Below are 19,111 nucleotides of genomic sequence, written 5' to 3'. Positions count from 1 at the left end.
CCAGGGCTGCATGGGCCGCAGGAGCCTTAAGGTGGCCCCATGACCACCGAGTCGGACCCCTCGTACCCGGCACACTGGGAAGCGGACGTCGTCCTGCGGGACGGCGGCACCGCCCGCATCAGGCCCATCACCACCGAGGACGCGGGCCGGCTGGTCAGCTTCTACGAGCAGGTCTCGGACGAGTCGAAGTACTACCGCTTCTTCGCCCCCTACCCCCGGCTCTCCGACCGCGACGTGCACCGCTTCACCCACCACGACTACGTGGACCGGGTCGGCCTCGCGGCGACCATCGGCGGGGAGTTCATCGGCACCGTCCGCTACGACCGGATCGGCTCCGACGGCCGCCCGGCCACCGGGCCCGCCGACGAGGCCGAGGTCGCCTTCCTCGTCCAGGACGCCCACCAGGGCCGGGGCGTGGCCTCCGCCCTGCTCGAACACATCGGCGCGGTCGCCCGCGAGCGGGGCATCCGGCGCTTCGCCGCCGAGGTGCTGCCCGCCAACAACAAGATGATCAAGGTGTTCACGGACGCCGGATACCAGCAGAAGCGCAGCTTCGAGGACGGCTCCGTCCACCTCACCCTCGACCTCGAACCCACCGCCGAGTCCCTCGCCGTACAGCGCGCCCGCGAGCAGCGCGCCGAGGCCCGCTCGGTGCAACGACTGCTGACCCCGCGCTCCGTGGCCGTGATCGGAGTCAGCCGCTCCGGCAGCGGGGTGGGCGCGGCGACCCTGCGCAACCTGCGGGACAGCGGCTTCCACGGCCACCTCTACGCCGTCAACGCGGCCCGCGCCCCCGGCATCGGGGGAGACCTGCTCGACGGCGTACGGGCCTACCGCGCGCTCGCCGACATCGGCGCGCCCGTGGACCTCGCGGTGGTCGCGGTCCCGGCGGACCGGGTCCCGCAGGCGGTGGCCGACTGCGGGGAGCACGGGGTGCAGGGGCTCGTCGTGCTCTCCGCCGGGTACGGGGAGAGCGGGGCGCAGGGGACGGCCCGCCAGCGCGAACTGGTGCGGCAAGTGCGCTCGTACGGGATGCGGCTGATCGGACCGAACGCGTTCGGGGTGATCAACACGGCACCCGAGGTGGAGCTCAACGCCTCGCTGGCCCCCGCGCCGCTGCCCAAGCGCGGCCGGATCGGCCTCTTCACACAGTCGGGGGCGATCGGGATCGCGCTGCTCTCGGGGCTCCTGCGCCGCGGCGAAGGACTGTCCTCCTTCGTCTCGGCGGGCAACCGCGCCGACGTGTCCGGAAACGACATCCTCCAGTACTGGTACGACGACGAGGCGACGGACGTCGCGCTGCTCTACCTGGAGACCCTGGGCAACCCGCGCAAGTTCACCCGGCTCGCGCGCCGGACGGCGGCCGTCAAGCCGGTGGTCGTCGCCAAGGGCGGCCGCCACACCCCCGCGGGCCACGTGGTCCCCGACACCCGCCTCCCGGACGCGACGGTCTCGGCGCTGCTGCGGCAGGCGGGCGTGATCCGGGTCGACACGGTCACCGAGCTGGTGGACGTGGGCCTGCTGCTGGCCGCGCAGCCGCTGCCCGCCGGACCGCGCATCGCGATCCTCGGCAACTCCGAGTCCCTCGGGGTCCTCACCTACGACGCCTGCCTGACGCAGGGGCTGCGGCCGCTGCCGCCGCTGGACCTGACGACGGCGGCCTCGCCCGCGGACTTCCGTACGGCCCTGGCCGCCGCGCTCGCCTCCGACGACTGTGACGCGGTCGTCGTCACGGCGATCCCGTGGGTGAGCGAGCGCGCGCTGGCCGACGACCTCGCGGACGCCCTGCGGGAGGCCGTGGCCGAGGCGCCGAGCAAGCCCGTGGCCGTGGTGCACGTGGAACTCGTCGAGCTGGTCGAGGCCCTGTCGGCGGCGCGCGGCACGGGGCCGGGGCCGGGGCCGGAGCCTGCGCCGCCGCCTCGGTCGCCGTCGGCCGAGAGCGTGCCCACGGCCGCCCCCGCCCCCGTGACCCCGCCCGCGGACCCCCGCCCGCCCGGCGAGCGGGACCGGATCCCCAGCTATCCCGCCGCCGAGCGCGCCGTCAAGGCCCTCGCCGAGGCCGTGCGCTACGGCCAGTGGCGGCGCGCCATCGCCGAGCCGGGCCAGGTGCCGGAGTACGAGGACATCGACGAGGGCGGGGCCGCCGGGCAGCTCTCCCGGCTGCTGGCGGCCGTGCCGGACGGCGAGGTGCACACCCTGGCCGACCCCGACGCCCGCGAGCTGCTCGGCCGCTACGGGATCCGCGTGCACACCACCCTCCCCGCGCCCAGCGCCGACGCCGCGGCCCGCGCCGCCAGAGCGCTGGGCTACCCGGTCGCCCTCAAGACCACCGCCTCGCACCTGCGCCACCGCGCGGACCTGGGCGGCGTACGCCTCGACCTCACCACCGAAGCGGAGCTGCGGCGGTCCTACGAGGAACTCACCGAAGCCCTCGGCAAGCCCGCCGAGCTGCTCCCCGTCGTCCAGGCCATGGTGCCCCGGGGCGTCGATACCGTCGTCCGCTCCGTCATCGACCCCGCCGCCGGAGCCGTCCTCTCCTTCGGTCTCGCCGGCGTCGCCTCCGAACTGCTCGGCGACACCGCGCACCGCCTGGTCCCGGCCACCGACCGGGACGCCGCCGGCCTGATCCGCTCCATCCGCGCCGCGCCGCTCCTCTTCGGCTGGCGCGGCAGCGACCCCGTCGACACCCCGGCCCTGGAGGAACTGCTCCTGCGGCTGTCGCGCCTCGTCGACGATCACCCCGAGGTGGTCGGGGTCTCCCTGGAGCCCGTGGTCGTCGCCCCCGACGGCCTCTCCGTGCTCAGCGCCACCGTCCGCCTCGCCCACGCCCCCGCCCGCAGCGACCTCGGGCCGCGCACCCTGCCCAGCTACTGACGTCCGGCGCGGCCGGGGCGCCTCCGGCGGGCCTTAAGATGGACCTCATGGCGAAATCCGGTACGACGACCCAGGGGCTGCGCACGGCGATCGAGCGCAGCGGCTACTACCCGGCCCTCGTGGCCGAGGCCGTGGAGGCCGCGGTGGGCGGCGAGCCGATCTCGTCGTACCTGGTCCACCAAGAAACGACCTTCGACGCAAACGAGGTGCGCCGCCATGTCACGGTGCTGGTCCTGACCGGCAACCGCTTCATCGTGAGCCACACCGACGAGCAGGCCGCCGACGCCGGATCCCCGTCCCCGTACGCGACCACCTCCACCGAGTCGGTCAAGCTCTCCAGCATCTCCTCCGTGGTGCTCAGCCGCGTCGTCGCCAACCCGGAGTCGTACACGCCCGGAACCCTGCCCCGCGAGGTCGTCCTGACCATCGGCTGGGGCGCGGTCTCCCGCATCGACCTGGAGCCGGCCGCCTGCGGTGACCCGAACTGCGACTCCGACCACGGTTACACCGGCAACTCCACCGCCGACGACCTGAGCCTGCGGGTCAGCGAGGCGGGCGACGGACCGGAGGCCGTGCGCCAGACGCTGGTCTTCGCGCAGGCCCTCAGCGAAGCCACCGCGGCCACCGCGGCGCCTTCCGCCACCGCTCGCTGATGGCGTACTCCGCGGCGCAGAACTGGGCGGACGAGCCGGAGCTCCTGGACCTCGCCGGCGCCCCGGTGCCGCAGTACGGCACGGGTTCGCTCGCCGATCTGCTGCCGACCCTCGTGGCCGGCCAGGGCGTCCCCGGATTCACCGCCGCCATCGCCGAGCTCACCCCGGCCGACCGAAACTGCGTGTTCCTGGTCGACGGCATGGGCTGGGAGCAGATAAAGGCACACCCGGACGAGGCCCCCTACCTGGCCTCCCTCCTCGGCACTTCGCGCGGCGGCACCGGCCGCCCGATCACCGCGGGCTTCCCGGCGACCACCGCCACCTCGCTGGCCTCCGTCGGCACCGGCCTGCCGCCGGCCCGGCACGGCCTGCCCGGCTACACCGTGCGCAACCCCGCCACCGGTGAGCTGATGAACCAGCTCCGCTGGCACCCGTGGACCGCGCCGAAGCCCTGGCAGCCGTACCCGACCGTCTTCCAGAAGGCCGACGCGGCCGGAGTGGCCACCGCCCAGGTGTCCTCGCCCGCGTTCCAGACCACCCCGCTCACCAAGGTCGCGCTGAGCGGCGGCACCTTCCTCGGGCGGATGACCGGCGAGGAGCGCATGGACCTCGCGGCCGAGCGCCTCGCGGCCGGCGACCGCTCGCTCGTGTACACGTACTACAGCGAGCTCGACGGCGCGGGACACCGGCACGGCGTGGACTCCGACGCCTGGCGCGGTCAGCTGATGTACGTGGACCGGCTGGTCCAGCGGCTCGTGGAACAGCTCCCGGCGCGCACCGCCCTGTACGTCACCGCGGACCACGGCATGGTGGACATCCCCTTCGACGAGGACGCGCGGATCGACTTCGACGACGACTGGGAGCTGGGCGCGGGCGTGGCCCTGCTCGGCGGCGAGGGCCGGGCCCGGCACGTGTACGCCGTGCCGGGCGCGCAGGCCGACGTCCTGACCGTGTGGCGCGAGGTGCTCGGCGACCGGTTCTGGGTCGCGAGCCGTGAAGAGGCCCTGGAACTGGGCTGGTTCGGCGCGCCGGGGGAGTGCGACGAGCGCGTCCTCGGCCGCATCGGCGACGTCGTCGCGGCCGCCCAGGCGGACGTGGCCATCACCGCCTCGCGCAACGAGCCCAACGAGTCGGCGCTCGCCGGCATGCACGGCTCCATGACCCCGGCCGAGCAGCTGGTCCCGCTGCTCGAAGTCCGCACCTGATCCTTCCCGCCGCCCTCCCCGCGACCCCGTCCACGACCCGAAAGGTCCCGTACTTCCCATGCCCGAGCTGGTGTTCTTCTCCAGAACGATGGACTGCGGAAAGAGCACCAACTCACTGGGGAATCCGCCATCTCACGCAGGGGTCGCCGGTCACCGCTGCCCCACGGTCTGCCCGCCCCGAAAGGTCACCCTCCTCTGATGTCCGAATTGGTATTTTTCTCCGGCACCATGGATTGCGGGAAGAGTACTTTGGCGCTCCAGATCGGGCACAACCGATCGGCCCGCGGGCTCCAGGGCGTGATCTTCACGCGCGACGACCGCGCGGGCGAGGGCAAGCTGTCCTCCCGCCTGGGCCTGGTAACGGAGGCGGTCGAGGCGACCGAGGGTATGGACCTGTACGCGTACCTGGTCGCCGAGCTCTCCAAGGGCGGCCGGGCGGACTACGTGATCGTGGACGAGGCCCAGTTCCTCGCGCCCGAGCAGATCGACCAGCTGGCTCGGATCGTCGACGACCTCGACATGGATGTCTTCGCCTTCGGGATCACGACGGACTTCCGCACGAAGCTCTTCCCGGGCTCGCAGCGGCTGATCGAGCTGGCGGACCGGATCGAGCAGCTCCAGGTCGAGGCCCTGTGCTGGTGCGGTGCCCGCGCCACCCACAACGCCCGCACGATAGAAGGCGAGATGGTGGTCGAGGGCGCCCAGGTCGTGGTGGGTGACGTGAACCGGCCGGCGGGGGAGATCGGTTACGAGGTCCTCTGCCGCCGCCACCACCGCAAGCGGATGACCTCGTCGGCGGCCCACGCGGGCGCCCTCTCCCCGGACGTGCTCCCGGTCAACCACGTCTGAACCTCTCTTCCTTCTTTGCAACGTGTCCGTTCCATGGTTGTTTTTGGGAACGAGCCCCTCTGGCGCACTCAGTGGCTGAAACGAGCCGCGGTCTCGGGGAACACCCGTCCTTGTCCTGCGGTGTACTTGTCTGGCCTGTGGGGCCATGACGGCATACGCGCCGCGTGAACTGAGGGCAGGGTGCCGTCGCTACGGCAGGTCCGTGCGTCCACTACCGCTCGACCAGCACATTCGCGTCGAGGAGGCGGACTCATTCGGCCAACCTTGTGGGGGTTCGACGGGCAGACGCAAAATGTCGAGTTTGTGGTCTGGTGGTTCCCCCTGTTCACCGTCAAGATGCGCCCCGGATCGCTTAACGGGGGAGCAGTATGGGGATGGCGTGGGGGGTGCGTGCAAAGGGAACTGGCAAGGAGGCGAACACGGATTGGCCGGCTGTGCCGGTTCAGCGGACCACTGCACCCAGTGTGTCGGGACGAGCCGGGGACGTGGATGCCACCGCTTCCGAAGCGACGCGGCTTCTCTGCCAGGCCGTGTACGCCCGTCCTGATCGCGTCAAGGCGGTCAAGGCGTGGTGGCGCAGGATCCGAGGGGTAGAAGGGCAGCCGAGGAAGGCTCGGCGCAGTACCAGGCGGCCGATCTACCTGGAGGGGAACGACGACTGCCCTACGCTCGGCGAGCCGACCGCTCAGTGGGTGGTTGATCACGTACTGCACGGCCCTCCGCTGCCTGTGCCTTCGTACGGCTTCGACCTCGTACCCGTGGTGGCTCACAGCCTGCGCGCGCGTAGGCGTCGGTGGCTCCGGCGCCTTCTCGTGCTGGTCCTCATTGTGCTTCTCAGCTCTGCGGCACCGGGGGCGGCCGCAGTCTGGGGCGGGGCCATTTTGCTCGCATTGGTCCTGCGATGGGCAACACTCCGCGCTGAGGCCAAGCGTCGCTCGACTCGACTGACTCGCTCGCCGCGCCTTGCCTACGGCGTGTTGTTCGGGCCCCTTCTCCTGGCATTGGTCCTGACCGTACTGCGACTAGGTGAGGCGTCTGATCTGCCTACCTGGCTCGCCCTGCTGCCTGCCACGCTGCTGATTAGTGCGGCTCTGGTGTGTGCTGCCGATCGGCTACTCGCACGAGCTGCGTTGCGTGTACTCGGCAGGGAGGGAGTGTCCTTGGAGCGCCTTCCCTGGGCTGCTGCCAAGGGCGGACGAAGAATCTCGTACATCGGGAAGCACCAGTCACACCTATCACTGCCGTACGACTCGCTCGACCGGTTCGTCGGCGCCGGGCGCGATGTCTGGGGGCCGGCGCACATCAACATCCCTTTGAAACCCAAGGACGAGGGGGTATCTGTCAGACCATTCGGGGAAGCGGAACTTCTGCGGAGAGTAGGCGCTTCCCTTGATGAGCTGGGCCGGGGTGCTCGCGAAATCACCGACCCGCTCCCGGGATTCTCGATGAAGCACGCCATGGGGATGCCGTCCGCGATGTGGCTGCAGAGCACGCGGGAAGCGGAAATCGAAGTCCCGGATCTGAGCGGGTTGGGACGCGCATCCCCGTCCGGTCGTCCGGACCGGATGTACCTGCGGGCCCAATGCGTCAGCTGGGGCGGTCATGTGATCGTCAGTGTCTTCGTCCATGCCGCGCTGGAGGCGGGAGAACTACGGCTGACAGTCCGGCCACAAGTCATGACCCCCCTCTTCAACGAGCTCCGAGGAGTGATGGCGCCCGTTTCGAAACGCGGAATCCAACTCCTCGGTTGGATCGCCGTTCAGTCACTGCTGGATGCGGTCATGGGGGCCGGCGCTCTGTGGACCTCCGCGACTAGGTTCGGCAAAAAGTCCGGCGAACGGACGGAGGAAGAGGATCCGGTGAGTCTGCGGGACCGGTACTCGACAGAGGAAGTGGCGGACATGCACCAGAGCGACGACGCCAAGAGGCACGTCGTGTTGATGCAGTCCTGCGTGTTCCGGGCGGTTGCCGAGTACCTCGATGGGCAAGGGGTCGACACTGCCCCGTACGAGCGCCAAGTGGCCGCCGTCGTCAACAACATCCAAGTCTTCGGCGACAACAATGCCCCGATCCAGAACGTCGCAGGCAACGGCATCAGCCATGTAGGACAGGACAACAACCCCAAGGGAGAAGCATGATGGCAGGATGGCGCCGCTCTGGTCAGGAGCCCGAACACGGATCAGGTATCAGCGTCGGCGGCAACAACTTCGGCGCGCTCCAGAATGTCGTGGGACAGAACATCTCCCACGTACATCAGTCGGCCGCGGGCGATGTCCAAACAGCGGACGCCGAGTCGGTACGGGAGCTCCTCGCCCTGTTCCGAGCCGAGGTGGACAGCAATGAGTCGACCCTTCACCACGTCGGCGCGTTGAGAGACATGACCAACACAGTGGAGTCGTCGCTCGCCTCTCCGGTAGCCCAGATCGGTGCTCTGCGAGGAGTGGCCCTGGCCCTCCCCGCTTTGGTGGCGGGCACCGCGGTTCAGCAAGGTGGCGAGGCCCTTGCCCACGCCATCGGCGGGATGTTGGGCTAGATCGCAGGCTTGCGGAAACTACCTGCCCGGATGACGAGGGTGGATCTCGGGCATCAGGACCTGGTCTCGGAGGCTGAGAGCGAGGTGGAGCGCCTCCTCCATCGGCATCCGACACATGGGCGACGTCGGCGGCTTCCAGTTCTGGAACCTTGGAAGTGGCGCCGCCGACACCTACCGATCACTGCGGCATTGATCTACGTGAACCCGGAATTGACATCCAAGCATCGATAGCCGTTAGGCCAAAGTGACTGAAAATAGACTGAGTTGATGTGGTCCCATGCGTCTGGCATGCCTGACATACTCCTTGGATCATGATCGGCAGTGCGTGGGGGTGCGGCAGTGACGCAGCAGCTTGACTGGCTCTCGGAGGCCATATCGACCTTCGGTGCGTCGTGCAAGGACATGGTGCTCGGTCCGGGTGACCCGGAGGCGTCTATCCGCCCGCCGTTGCAGAAGCTCCTGGAGACCGTGGGTAGTCACGACGCCATGGACGGCGTTCTGTGGCACTCCGAAACGCCTCTGCGTGACGTGGGCGTGCGCCCCGACTACGCGGTCGAGGTGCATGGCGACATCGTCGGCTACATCGAGGTCAAGCGTCCTGGGCACCCTGTCGATCCGGAGAAGTTCACCGGGCGTAATAAGAAGCAGTGGGAGCGACTGCGCGACCTGCCGAACGTGCTCTACACAAACGGCACGGAATGGCGGCTCTTCCGCACCGGAGAGCTGATCGGCACCCCGGTCGTCTTCGAGGGTGATTTGGCAACTGCGGGCCGCGCGTTGACCGCCCGTGAGCCTGCCGCGTTCAGCAGTCTCCTGCGAACCTTCCTGCACTGGGTTCCCGAGCCGATCCGTCAAGCCTCCGCACTGGTCCGACGCACTGCCCCGCTGTGCCGCCTTCTGCGGGCGGCGGTCCTGGAACAACTGGAGTTCGAGGGGCGGTATGCGGCGGAGGGCGCGCGTCCTGAGGAGCTGCGTTTCACCGGGCTGAAGAACGACTGGCGCAGGCTGCTCTTTCCGACGGCGGACGATGCGACCTTCGCTGATGGATACGCCCAGACGGTGACCTTCGCGCTGCTGCTCGCGCGCACGGAGGGTATCTCCCTGAAGGGGGTGGGGCTCCATGAGGTCGGCCGGCGCTTGGATGCTGGACATGCCCTGATGGGTAAAGCTCTCCAGCTCCTGACCGACAACATCACGGTGAGCTTCGAGGTCAGCCTCGATCTGCTCATCCAAGTAATCGACGCCGTCGACTGGGCCGCGATTCGCAAGGGCCGCAGGGATGCGTACCTGCACCTGTACGAGTCGTTCCTGGAGGTGTATGACGAGAAGCTGCGGCAGAAAAGCGGCTCGTACTACACCCCGCGCGAGGTAGTCGAGGAGATGGTGCGCCTCACTGAGGACGTGCTGCGTACCCGTCTGGGGCGTGCGGACGGCTACGCGGACGAGAGCGTTCGCATCGTCGATCCGGCGATGGGGACGGGCACGTACCTTCACGCGGTCATCGAGCATGTCGCCGCCTGGACGGCGGAGAACGTCGGACCGGGGGCGACGCCGGACGCGATTGGCAGTTTGGCGAAGCGCCTGATCGGTTTCGAGCTGCAGATGGGCCCCTTCGCCGTCGCGGAACTACGGGCTTCGGACCTGCTCAAGCGGCATCAGGCGGTTGCGCCGCAGGACGGCATGAAGCTGTTCGTCACTGACACATTGGACGACCCTTACCTGGCTGAGGAATCCCTCGCCTCGACGTACGGCGTGATCTCGGAGTCCCGTAAGCGGGCGAATGAGGTGAAAGCCAGCACGCCGGTCACTGTCGCGATCGGCAACCCGCCTTACGACGACAAGGCCAAGGGACGCGGCGGCTGGATCGAGAAGGGCACTTCCGCTCAGGGCGTTGCTCCCATCGAGGCATTCAAGTGGCCCGGCAACGGTCGCTATGAGCACGTGCTCAAGAACCTGTATGTCTACTTCTGGCGCTGGGCGACTTGGAAGGTATTCGACGCCCATCCGCAGGACCAGCAGGGGGTCGTCTGCTTCATCACCCCCTCCGGCTTCACTACGGGACCGGGCGGGCGCGGTATGCGGAACTACCTGCGGCGCACCTGTGACGAGGGCTGGATCATCGACCTGTCTCCGGAAGGGCACCGCCCAGACGTGGCCAGTCGAATCTTCCCCGGTGTTGCCCAGCCGCTGGCCATCTGCATCTTCGTCCGCAGCAAGGACACCGATCCTGAGCGGCCCGCGCGCATCCATTATCGCGCTGTGCACGGCAAGCGAGTCGTCAAGTACCGCCAACTCAAAGAGATCCAATTGGACGACAGCGGCTGGCAGGACGTGCACTCCGCCGCCATCCGTCCCTTCCGCCCGACCACCGAGACAGCGTGGGAGGACTACCCCGCTATCGATGATCTCTTCCTCTGGGGAAGCCTGGGAGCCACGACCAACCGGTCCTGGGTAAATTCCCCCAGCGAGCAGGTGCTCAAGCGACGCTGGGCGCGTCTGATCCATGAGACCAATCCCGCCAAGAAGGCGGAGTTGTTCAAGGAGACGAGAGACCGTTCGCTGTCCGACAGCCGGACCCCGTTGCCTGGACAACCGGAGCACACCCAGGGGCTCGTGGACGAAACAGAGCTGGTGCCGGACGTGACGCGTCTCGCCATGCGCAGCTTCGACCGTCAGTGGTTGATCTCCGACAGCCGTGTCATTGACTTCGCCCGCCCCACGTTGTGGGAAAGTCTGCAGCCGGGCCAGATCTTCCTCAACCAGCAGTCCTCCCACGAGATCGAGACGGGGCCGGCCGTCGTCGCCACCGCCCTGCTTCCCGACACCCACCACTTCAACGGTCGCGGCGGCAAGGTCATGCCGATCCTCCATCCGGACGGCACCCCCAACGTGCATCCGCGCCTCCTTGCCCACCTGGCGGCTGAGCTCGGCCTCGACCACCGCATTACGGTGCACGACCTCGCCGCGTACGCGGCAGCTGTCGCCGGGCATGCCGGATTCACCAAGCGGTTCACGGAAGAGCTGCTCACCCCTGGGGTCCGGCTGCCACTCACTCGCGATCCTGCCCTCTGGCACGAGGCCGTGCAGCTGGGCGAACATCTGTTGTGGGCTTCGACCTACGGGGAACGATACGTCGATCCGGAAGACGGTCGACCAGCCGGCGACGTCCTCTTCCCGCAGGGCGATCCGCGGCGACTCCGCTACGACCAGCACATCGGGACGGAAGTCCCCGCCGAGATCAGCTACGCCGAGATGAACCGGACCCTGCACCTGGGTGCTGGATATGTCAGTCCGGTCCCCGCAGAGGTGTGGAACTACGACGTCGGCGGCATGCAAGTCGTCAAAAAGTGGTTCGGCTATCGCAAGGCAAGCCCCAACAGCCGCAAGACCAGTCCTCTGGATGATCTGCACGTCGAGTCCTGGCCAGCCGAATGGTCGCGCGAGCTCATGGAACTGCTCTCTGTGCTGCGCCGACTCGCCGACCTCGCTCCCGCACAGCAGGGCCTGCTGGACCGGATCCTCGCTGCTCCCACGGTCACGGCAGCCGACCTGGAGAAGGCCGGCATTCTTCCGGTACCCGCCAAGGCACGCAAACCCCACCGTCGAGTCGAGTTTCCCCCGCACGTCAACGAGGAACCGTAGGGGCGCTTCAGTGCTCCTCCGCCCGGCGCTCCAGGTACGCGGTCGCCTCCGTCACGCTCCACGCCCCCTCTGCGAGCTGACGTAGCGCGTACATTTCCGTGCTGAGCGACGGGGTACGGCGCTGCAACTCGTCCGCGAAGACGCTGACCTCGACCAGACGTTTCCCAAGTGTGGCGCACTCGGCTTCGAGGCAGGCTGCCCTGCCGCGTGGCGTGATGGCGACACGTTCACCCGTGACTTCCAGCAGGCCCATCCAGCTGAGAGTCTGCACGTCGCCAGCGATGCTCGTCTCGTCGAGACCCCGGACTGCCACCGCGATCGCATCGGCGGATGGAATCTCGGCGGTCATGAGGTGATGCAGAAGTTGAAGCTGCGAAGGGGAGAGAGCTGAGTGCACAGTCCCATGTCTAGCAGCAGGGGGACAGTCCTGCACATCAGGACTGAATCCGCCCAACTGGCACTTGAACCCGGTTCGGTATTTCCGGCCTGCTCAGGGCTCCGCGGAGGCCTCCTGCCGGTGCGCTACGCGAGCAGCTGTTTGAAGGGGGCGACGATGGGACACCTGTGCGGAAGCGTAACCGAGACCACGCGATGTCCAAGACGCGCCAGATGGGTTGCACGGCAACGCGTGGCTGCTACTCCTGGACATTGGCGCTTGTGGCGGTCGGCAGCAGGTTCACGGCACTCCCCGGGGCAGCTGCGGCTCGGTGGTCATCGTCGGCCATCACTGTTCAATCTGGCAGTGGCTCCTGCACGGAGGGATCTGCTCCGGCCGGTGACGGCCTTCGCGGGGGGTGAGCATGGTCGTCCACCTCGGTTCGCGCCTGGGGGCTGCTCCTATGCGGCTCGTCTCGGAGGCGTATAGATCGCCACACCCGCTCGTGGAGTTCGGCGATGCATGGGCTGCAGGCGAACATCGGCGCTTGCATGCCCGCGACGCTCGCTGGTCCGATCCATAAGACTCGTGTCCAGCGTTGGCCGCAGTACAGCCAGCAGACACCGTCAACCCATGCGTTCGAGTCGTCGGGTTGGGCGGGGGTAGGCAGACCTTCGTGGGTGTACGCCGCGATCCCGGGAATCACCGGGTGGTTGAGCATGACGAGTCTCCAGTTCGGTCGGCGCCTCCACCGGTCGGGGGATGGGCATTCCAGATGGTTCTTGCGGCGGTGGCTACTGGCGGACGTATGCGAGTCTGGGAGCGCGCTCGAGGTCGAGGGTGAAGCGGTCGATCTGGTCCGTGCTGCTGGGCACGGTGAGGGTGTAGCCGTTGCCGGCGTAGAGGCCCGGGCCCGAGTGGGTGAGCTGGTCGCATGTACCTCGGCGCCACAGGTGGAGAGCATCAGCTCTGCGGGTGAGGCGCAGGCTGCCGGGGGCCTGGTCGCAGGCGAAGGTGCCGAGCTCTGTGTGCTGGCCGAGGTCGTCGGGTGTGGGCTGGTCTCGTGTGGCAGTGCTTGGGGTTCGCTCCAGGGCTGTGGCGCGGACGAGAGCCTCCTTCGGGGCCAGCGTCGGCTGCTGGTGGAGGTCCCGGAGGATGGCGGCGGTGACGCGGTCGGCCGAGAGCCCGGCATTGTTGGACAGGGCGATCACGCGTAGCCCTGATGCTTCCACTTGGGCAGCGGCGGAGAAGCCCTGTTCGTGGCCGTAGTGGAAGACGGCAGTGCGGCCGGGGCGGGCGTCGGCGTAGAGCCCGGGGCCGTAGAGATAGGGCTTGTGGTCGCTGGGCTCGTAGTCGACAGCTTCCTGCCAAGGGAGCTGGTGGGGGTGCTGCCAGTGCTGGTGGAGGTATGTGAGCCAGCGGTCGAGGTCGCCGACGGTGGTCCATAGGGTTCCGGGGCCGGGCAGGGTGACCGGCGCTGCGGCGTGCTGCCAGTCGTCGTGGGTGGCCTGGTAGGCGGCTGCGGCTGCGGGGATGACCTGGCGGGGGTCGCTCTGGAAGTGGGTGGAGTGCATGCCGAGCGGGCCGAAAACGCGGTGCCGGGCGAGGTCGGGCAGCGTGGTGTGGTGGACCGTTTCGAGGATCTCGGCCAGGAGGAGGTAGTTGGTGTTGCTGTAGAGGAAGCGGCCTTCGGGGACGGCGCGCTGGTGCTGGCGGTAGGCGAGGGTTCGCAGGTCGTCGGCCGTGTAGTGGTCGAGGTCCCGGAAGCCGGCGAGGGAGAGCAGGGACTCGGCGTCGCGTATGCCCGATCGATGGGTGACGAGGTCCGCGACGGTGACATCGCTGATCTTGAGTCGGGGCAGCAGGTCCGCGGCCTGCTGGTCCAGGCGCAGGAGATCGTCATGCGCGGCGAGCAGGATCAGGTGGGCGGTGATCTGCTTCGCGACCGAGCCGACGTTGAAGGTGGTGTCCGGTCCGATGGGCAGTCTGTGTTCGAGGCTGGCCAGACCGGTGTGCAGAAGAGTGGGCTCTTCGCCTGGCCGGTGGACCAGCAGGGACAGGCCGGGCTCCTCGTCGCGGGCCGCGTTCACAGGGCGAGTGCATGGTGGTGGGCGGCAGCGAGGCGGTGGCGGAGACCGTCGTTGCTGATCAGCTCCAGAGCACGGGCATGGTCGATCGCGGTGCTGGCGAGGAGGCTTCGCTGCTGGTCGAGGTAGGCGGTCAGGAACCGGTGCAGGGCTCCCTCGGTGCTGTTCAGCGCGTGCGCAGTGAACAGCATGGTGAGCGGGAACGCCCAGCAGGCGTGGAGGAAGCCGAACGCCGGCCGCGTTGTCCGCTTCCACGGGGAGTGGAAGTGCGCGGCGTCGCTGATCCTGCATCCCGTTGCCGCGAGGGCGTCGTTCAGCCAATTGTGCCCAGCCTCGTGGATGAGGTCGCGGGCCAGGACGACCGCGTTGTCGACGTGGTCCATGAAGACCGTGCCGGGCAGGCGGCTGATGGTCCAGCTGTCAAGGGTCTCGCCGAGGTTCTTGGTCCGCAGCAGGCACAGGATGACGGCGTGCGCGGCGAGCAGTTCGCCGAACCCCGCTCGTGCGGCGCTGCTGTACGCGTCGGCCGCGAGGCTGCGCAGGTGGGGCTGGGCGGGCTCGGTACCGGGGCCCAGGACGTAGTAGGGGGTCTCGGAGATCGCGGAGCGGGGCAGGTCGGCGAGTGTGGGTGCGACGACCACGCGGGCGCCGACCGCTGTGGGGACGGAGTTGGTGGTGGCCCCCGCGTCGGGGTGGGCGACGTACCAGTCGAAGGTCGCGGCATCGCCGGCGCGGGCGGCTGCTTCGGCTCCTTCGAGGGCATGGTGGGCCAGGCAGTAGTCGGCCGCCCTACTGGTGGTGGACTGAGGTGGCTGGGCTCCGGGGCGGATGACGGCTTGGATGCGCTGCGTGCGTTCGTGGTGCAGGCGGTCGATCGGCGGGAGGTCGAAGAGGTCGGCGAGGGTGTGCATGAGGCGCGTCTCCTGTTCGGTGGTGGCCCGGGGCTGGGCCGCAGGTGCTGGCGGCCCGGCCCCGGGTGTATTCACCGGCGGCGCTCAGAGCGCCGGGCGGCTGTGGGTTTTCAGGCGGTGGTGGCCTCCGCCTCGGCCGCCGGCCAGCCCTCGGCCGAGACGCTGGAGGTGTGGGCGGTGGTACGGACGGTCTCGTCCTCGCCGCGCAGGTCCTCGACGTTGGCGAGGAAGTCGGCGATGCGGTCCTGGTTCATGGGGTGTTCCGCCTTTCGGTCTCGTTGGCTTCGGCTTGTTCCGCTTGCTCTGCTGTGGGGCCGGATTCGGGGCGGAGATCTCGCCCTGGGCATGAGGGGCTCCCGCGTGTCGGTCAGCGCTGGTGGAGGTCGGCCGCCGTGCGGAGCACGGTGCGCAGGTCCTCCATGGCGGGCCGGTCGCCCGCGTCGTCGGAGAGCGCGGCGGTCACGATGCTGCGCAGGGGCTCCGGGATGAGGGGCAGGTTCGTGTGGCCGGCCAGGCGGGGGATGTCCGCGCACAGGTAGCGGTAGACGAGGACGGCGAGGCTGAAGACATCGGCTGCCGGGGTGGCCTCGTGGTAGCCGGTGAGGTACTCCGGCGGCCAGTGCACCTCGGGCCCGCGGTGTTCAGGTCCGCGTGGGGTGGACAGGCGGCGGGCGGCTCCGAGGTCGGTGATCAGGCCCCGGTCCTGGTCGATGAGGATGTTCTCCTGGTAGACGTCGCGGTGGACGATTCCGCGCTGGTGCAGGTTGTCCAGGCCGTCGGCCACGTCGGCGAGGATGCTGAGGCCCTTACTGGAGTCCTTGGATGAGGCCATGAAGGTCCGGAAGTTCCCGCCGTCGCAGTGCGGCATGGTGTACCAGTCGAACCGCTCTGAGCTGCCCTGTTCCAGCAGCGGGACGATGTGATCGGTTCCTCCGGCGGCGGCGGCGGTCAGCTCCGCCTCGTGGCGAAAGTCTTCACGGGTGAGAGCGCGTTCGGTCTCGGTCATCTGCGCGTACCAGTAGAAGCCGTACGCGGCGGGCTTCTCACTGGGGTCAAGCTCGGCCAAGACGTGGTTGCTGCCGAAGCCCGCCTTCAGTACGACGTCCTCCTGGCCGGGCCGGCCCGCTCTGACCAGGGTGCTGGCCCGCGTGAACGCGAGGAGGTCTTTGATGTGCCAGCCGTCCGTGCTGAGCTGATCGAGGACCCCGGCTGCGGGATGCATCGGGTGCAGGTTCATCGGCTCGCTTCCTTGTTCGGGGCCGTGGGACTCTCGGCCGAGCGGAGGTCCTCCATGCAGGCGTCGACCAGGGCTTCGAGGTCGGCATGTGTCCTGCAGGGGTGCTCTAGCACTGGAAGGCCAGTGGCCTTGGTCCAGGCGTCGGCGGCCTCGTTGTAGAGGTCGGCCAGCCGGGCGGCGGCCTCGGGCTGTTCGGTGAAGCGGCGCTCTGTCGCACGTCGAGTGATGCGGGTGTGGCAGATGTCAGGCTCGGTGGTCAGCAGAACGGTCAGCTGCGGACGAGCCTGGGTTTGCTCGGCGAGGCGTTCGACGTACGCGTCGACGGGCTGGTGGTAGAGCAGGGCGAGCAGGCAGGCGGTGGAGAGGGTGAACCGGTCGGCGAGGACCGGGCCCTCGGTGAGGGCGACTGCGATGTTGAAGCGGGAGTGCAGGGCCAGGTCCTGGGCGGCGGCCTCGATGGCCTCCTGCTCATCGCCGCCGTGCCCGGCCCGCAGGCGGATCAGCGTGCGGGTGGCCGGGTGGGAGAGCCAGGAGAACTGGCCGATGTGGCTGAGGGGGATGCCCTCGGCGTGGGTGGTGGCCAGGAGCCGGTCGCGGAGGGTGCTCTTTCCGGCGCCGGCTATGCCTTCCAGGGCCAGGAGCACGCGCTCACCCGGCCGTGGTGGGCTCGGCGATGAGCCAGCTGATGAACTTGGCGACCCGGCCGGCGGTGACCGGGAGGGTTCCGTGCGCGAGCTGGGAGCCGTACAGCAGGGCCGTGCCGGGGGCCGGGGCGACGCTCCAGCGGGTGCGGGGCATCTGCTGGAACCAGGTCGCGGAGTTGTCGGCTCCGTCGTGGGTCAGCCACATGCCCTCCGCGTAGCCGTTCGAGGCGGCGTCGGGGGTCTTGCCGTTCCACAGGCGTTCGCTGGAGGCGGTCTCGACGTAGAAGTCGCCTCCGGCGTCGGCCTGGGTGATCACGACGCTGATGCCGGCGATCTGGCGGGGCCAGGCGAGCGGGTCGGGGGCGATGCCGTCGAGGTGGCTGGTGATGTGCTGGCCCACGCCGTACTCGACGTACGTCCACGGGCGGCAGAGGGTGATCGAGGGCATGACGCGTGAGAGCGCCGGGCGAGCGCGTTCGAAGGCGTCGCTCAGGAGCTTCTCGGCGGCCTGGGGGATCGAGGGGATCTCGACGCGTCCGGCCGGCTCGTAGACGGCCATAGCCTGTTCGGGGCTGTGGCCAGGGATTTCGTGGATGGAGGTGCGGCGCTCGTAACCGAAGCGGCTGGTGCCGCCGCTGGTTAGGACGTCGTTCATCAGGTCGGCGAGGTGGGCCCGCTCGGCGTCGCTGAGGAAGTTCTCGACGCTTCCGACGCCGACGGTCTCGGCTATGTGGATCACTTCGTCGTTCCCCCTTGCTGGAGCACGCGGTGGATGTCGTTCAGGTCCGTGCAGTGGTTGAGCCAGCTGACGACCGGGCTGCGGGTGGCGGCCAGCGGGTCCTGCCACAGGGCGAGGAGCTCTCCCGTCAACGGCAAGTCGTCGCTGTCAGGCAGCAGGTCAGCGTCAGGTGTCTCGGCTTGGGCCAGGGCGCCGCACGAGGCCCCGTGCTGCTGGGTGAAGACGAGGGCGAGACGGGTTGCCGCTGTGGTGCGGCAGGCCCGTGCGAAGGGGTCCGCGGGTAGCGGCAGGCCGTACGAGCGGTGTTCGGTGACTGTCCATGCCTGGGCGATGGCGGCGCCGGAGGCTGTGATGCGGCAGGCCGCGCAGCACCGGTGGTCGGAGTCCGGGCAGAGGCGGAGGTGGTCGCCGAGGGTGGTCGCGATCTCGTCGAGGACTGCCCAAGCGGTACTTGCCAGCACGGTACCGACGTCTGGCTGTCGGTATCCCGCGGTGCTCTTGTGGTTGCAGCAGGCCTCGCCCGCTCCGGGCTGCTTGTTGGAGGTGAGGGCGGGTTCGATGAACAGGGTGTGGAAGTAGGCGATGCGTCCCAGGAGCTGGTGGATGGTGACCGCGTCGCCGGGTTTCATCGCAGCACCCCCTCGGGGGCTTGCGGCGACACCGGCAGTGGGCAGGCGCACGCGGATTCGACCGTGGGGAGATCGGCGTCGAGGGCTGCGGCCAACACAGCGGTGGCCTCGTTCAGGCGGGCGAAGTAGCCGTCCCACCCCTGACCGGAGCCGGGGTCCAGGCTCAGGTCGAGGACCGGGGTGGTGGTGCCCGTGTTCTCGCAGGTGAGCTCCGAGCGGCCGACGTTGACCTCGATGCCCGCGGGGAGGAGGGCGCTTACGAAGGTGGCGGCCCGGCACAGTGCCGCAGCAGCGCTGGCGTACTCCCGGCGGTCACGGGGGAGGAGCCCGATGCGTAGACCTGTTGGGGTCAGGTCCGCGCCGGTGTACTGGTGGCCCTGGCAGCTGTCGTACGTGACGAGTCCCCAGGCTCGGGTGACCGTGTCGACCAACGGCCAGACGCCGGGTTCGATGGCCGCCCGCCACATCGGGTGGGCTGGGGTCAGATCGTCGGCCTCGTGGATACCGGCGAGGCCCACGGTGTTGATGTTGCCGTGCTCACTTCTGTGCAGCCTGACTTCGTTGCCGATGAGTGGCTGTTGTCGTTCCGATCTTGTGGGGTGTTGGTCGAACGGGGGTCTCGTTCGGGTGATCACGTCGGGTTCCGGGCATGAGAACAGGGCCTCTTGGTAGCTCGGTAGGTGTCTACGCCAACGAGTGTTCCAGGAGGCCCTGTTGTCGCAGTTCTACGCC

The 19,111-nt window shown here is 68.9% G+C and carries 16 protein-coding genes; 7 read left to right on the top strand and 9 right to left on the bottom strand.

What is annotated here, in order from left to right; all coding sequences use genetic code 11:
- Positions 1-39: 39 nt before the first annotated feature.
- From ACFWB8_RS07590 to ACFWB8_RS07560, 7 genes are all read left to right on the top strand, one after another.
- Positions 40-2,874, top strand: coding sequence for a GNAT family N-acetyltransferase (locus ACFWB8_RS07590; RefSeq protein WP_385223565.1), 2,835 nt, complete (start codon positions 40-42; stop codon positions 2,872-2,874).
- Between the two features lie 47 nt (positions 2,875-2,921).
- Positions 2,922-3,527 (top strand): DUF5998 family protein, encoded by a 606-nt coding sequence (locus ACFWB8_RS07585; RefSeq protein ID WP_385223564.1) that lies wholly within the window; start codon positions 2,922-2,924, stop codon positions 3,525-3,527.
- Positions 3,527-4,732, top strand: a complete 1,206-nt coding sequence (locus ACFWB8_RS07580; RefSeq protein WP_385223563.1) for an alkaline phosphatase family protein — start codon at positions 3,527-3,529, stop codon at positions 4,730-4,732. The genes ACFWB8_RS07585 and ACFWB8_RS07580 overlap by 1 nt, the downstream gene beginning before the upstream one ends.
- Positions 4,733-4,930: 198 nt before the next feature.
- The gene (locus ACFWB8_RS07575; protein WP_385223562.1) at positions 4,931-5,581 is read left to right on the top strand and encodes a thymidine kinase; all 651 of its coding nucleotides are present in this window, start codon (positions 4,931-4,933) and stop codon (positions 5,579-5,581) included.
- A 1,160-nt stretch (positions 5,582-6,741) separates the two neighbouring features.
- Positions 6,742-7,719: a hypothetical protein gene (locus ACFWB8_RS07570; RefSeq protein ID WP_250746473.1), complete on the top strand. Its 978-nt coding sequence runs from the start codon at positions 6,742-6,744 to the stop codon at positions 7,717-7,719.
- Positions 7,716-8,114: a hypothetical protein gene (locus ACFWB8_RS07565; protein WP_250746471.1), complete on the top strand. Its 399-nt coding sequence runs from the start codon at positions 7,716-7,718 to the stop codon at positions 8,112-8,114. The genes ACFWB8_RS07570 and ACFWB8_RS07565 overlap by 4 nt, the downstream gene beginning before the upstream one ends.
- Before the next feature lie 339 nt (positions 8,115-8,453).
- Positions 8,454-11,756, top strand: a complete 3,303-nt coding sequence (locus tag ACFWB8_RS07560) for a type ISP restriction/modification enzyme (RefSeq protein ID WP_385223561.1) — start codon at positions 8,454-8,456, stop codon at positions 11,754-11,756.
- Between the two features lie 7 nt (positions 11,757-11,763).
- On the opposite strand, the gene ACFWB8_RS07555 is transcribed toward ACFWB8_RS07560, so the two are convergent.
- The 9 genes from ACFWB8_RS07555 to ACFWB8_RS07515 form a co-directional block, all read right to left on the bottom strand.
- Complete coding sequence (locus tag ACFWB8_RS07555; RefSeq protein WP_250746467.1) at positions 11,764-12,105, bottom strand: hypothetical protein; 342 nt, start codon at positions 12,103-12,105, stop codon at positions 11,764-11,766.
- A gap of 821 nt (positions 12,106-12,926) precedes the next feature.
- Positions 12,927-14,222: a serine hydrolase domain-containing protein gene (locus tag ACFWB8_RS07550; RefSeq protein WP_385223560.1), complete on the bottom strand. Its 1,296-nt coding sequence runs from the start codon at positions 14,220-14,222 to the stop codon at positions 12,927-12,929.
- Complete coding sequence (locus ACFWB8_RS07545) at positions 14,219-15,130, bottom strand: aKG-HExxH-type peptide beta-hydroxylase (RefSeq protein WP_385223559.1); 912 nt, start codon at positions 15,128-15,130, stop codon at positions 14,219-14,221. The genes ACFWB8_RS07550 and ACFWB8_RS07545 overlap by 4 nt, the downstream gene beginning before the upstream one ends.
- 110 nt (positions 15,131-15,240) lie before the next feature.
- Complete coding sequence (locus tag ACFWB8_RS07540) at positions 15,241-15,384, bottom strand: hypothetical protein (protein ID WP_385223558.1); 144 nt, start codon at positions 15,382-15,384, stop codon at positions 15,241-15,243.
- Between the two features lie 113 nt (positions 15,385-15,497).
- The gene (locus ACFWB8_RS07535; protein ID WP_385223557.1) at positions 15,498-16,367 is read right to left on the bottom strand and encodes a protein kinase; all 870 of its coding nucleotides are present in this window, start codon (positions 16,365-16,367) and stop codon (positions 15,498-15,500) included.
- Entirely contained in the window at positions 16,364-17,011 is a 648-nt protein-coding gene (locus ACFWB8_RS07530; protein ID WP_385223556.1) for a hypothetical protein, read from the bottom strand. The genes ACFWB8_RS07535 and ACFWB8_RS07530 overlap by 4 nt, the downstream gene beginning before the upstream one ends.
- A gap of 4 nt (positions 17,012-17,015) precedes the next feature.
- On the bottom strand, positions 17,016-17,750 hold the full coding sequence (locus ACFWB8_RS07525) for a hypothetical protein (RefSeq protein ID WP_385223555.1): 735 nt from the start codon (positions 17,748-17,750) through the stop codon (positions 17,016-17,018).
- Positions 17,747-18,379, bottom strand: coding sequence for a hypothetical protein (locus ACFWB8_RS07520; protein WP_385223554.1), 633 nt, complete (start codon positions 18,377-18,379; stop codon positions 17,747-17,749). Before ACFWB8_RS07520 ends, ACFWB8_RS07525 begins: the two co-directional genes overlap by 4 nt.
- On the bottom strand, positions 18,376-18,897 hold the full coding sequence (locus tag ACFWB8_RS07515) for a hypothetical protein (RefSeq protein WP_385223553.1): 522 nt from the start codon (positions 18,895-18,897) through the stop codon (positions 18,376-18,378). Before ACFWB8_RS07515 ends, ACFWB8_RS07520 begins: the two co-directional genes overlap by 4 nt.
- Positions 18,898-19,111 lie beyond the last annotated feature (214 nt).

The sequence above is a fragment of the Streptomyces sp. NPDC060031 genome (assembly GCF_042736805.1).
GTDB lineage: Bacteria > Actinomycetota > Actinomycetes > Streptomycetales > Streptomycetaceae > Streptomyces.
The sequence above is the reverse complement of the archived record's forward strand: the minus strand, read 5'-3'. Positions and strand labels throughout refer to the sequence as shown.

Coding starts and splice junctions, on each gene's coding strand:
- ACFWB8_RS07590 (WP_385223565.1), top strand. CDS start 40: ATGACCACCGAGTCGGACCCCTCGTACCCGGCACACTGGGAAGCGGAC.
- ACFWB8_RS07585 (WP_385223564.1), top strand. CDS start 2,922: ATGGCGAAATCCGGTACGACGACCCAGGGGCTGCGCACGGCGATCGAG.
- ACFWB8_RS07580 (WP_385223563.1), top strand. CDS start 3,527: ATGGCGTACTCCGCGGCGCAGAACTGGGCGGACGAGCCGGAGCTCCTG.
- ACFWB8_RS07575 (WP_385223562.1), top strand. CDS start 4,931: ATGTCCGAATTGGTATTTTTCTCCGGCACCATGGATTGCGGGAAGAGT.
- ACFWB8_RS07565 (WP_250746471.1), top strand. CDS start 7,716: ATGATGGCAGGATGGCGCCGCTCTGGTCAGGAGCCCGAACACGGATCA.
- ACFWB8_RS07555 (WP_250746467.1), bottom strand. CDS start 12,105: ATGACCGCCGAGATTCCATCCGCCGATGCGATCGCGGTGGCAGTCCGG.
- ACFWB8_RS07545 (WP_385223559.1), bottom strand. CDS start 15,130: ATGCACACCCTCGCCGACCTCTTCGACCTCCCGCCGATCGACCGCCTG.
- ACFWB8_RS07540 (WP_385223558.1), bottom strand. CDS start 15,384: ATGAACCAGGACCGCATCGCCGACTTCCTCGCCAACGTCGAGGACCTG.
- ACFWB8_RS07535 (WP_385223557.1), bottom strand. CDS start 16,367: ATGAACCTGCACCCGATGCATCCCGCAGCCGGGGTCCTCGATCAGCTC.
- ACFWB8_RS07520 (WP_385223554.1), bottom strand. CDS start 18,379: ATGAAACCCGGCGACGCGGTCACCATCCACCAGCTCCTGGGACGCATC.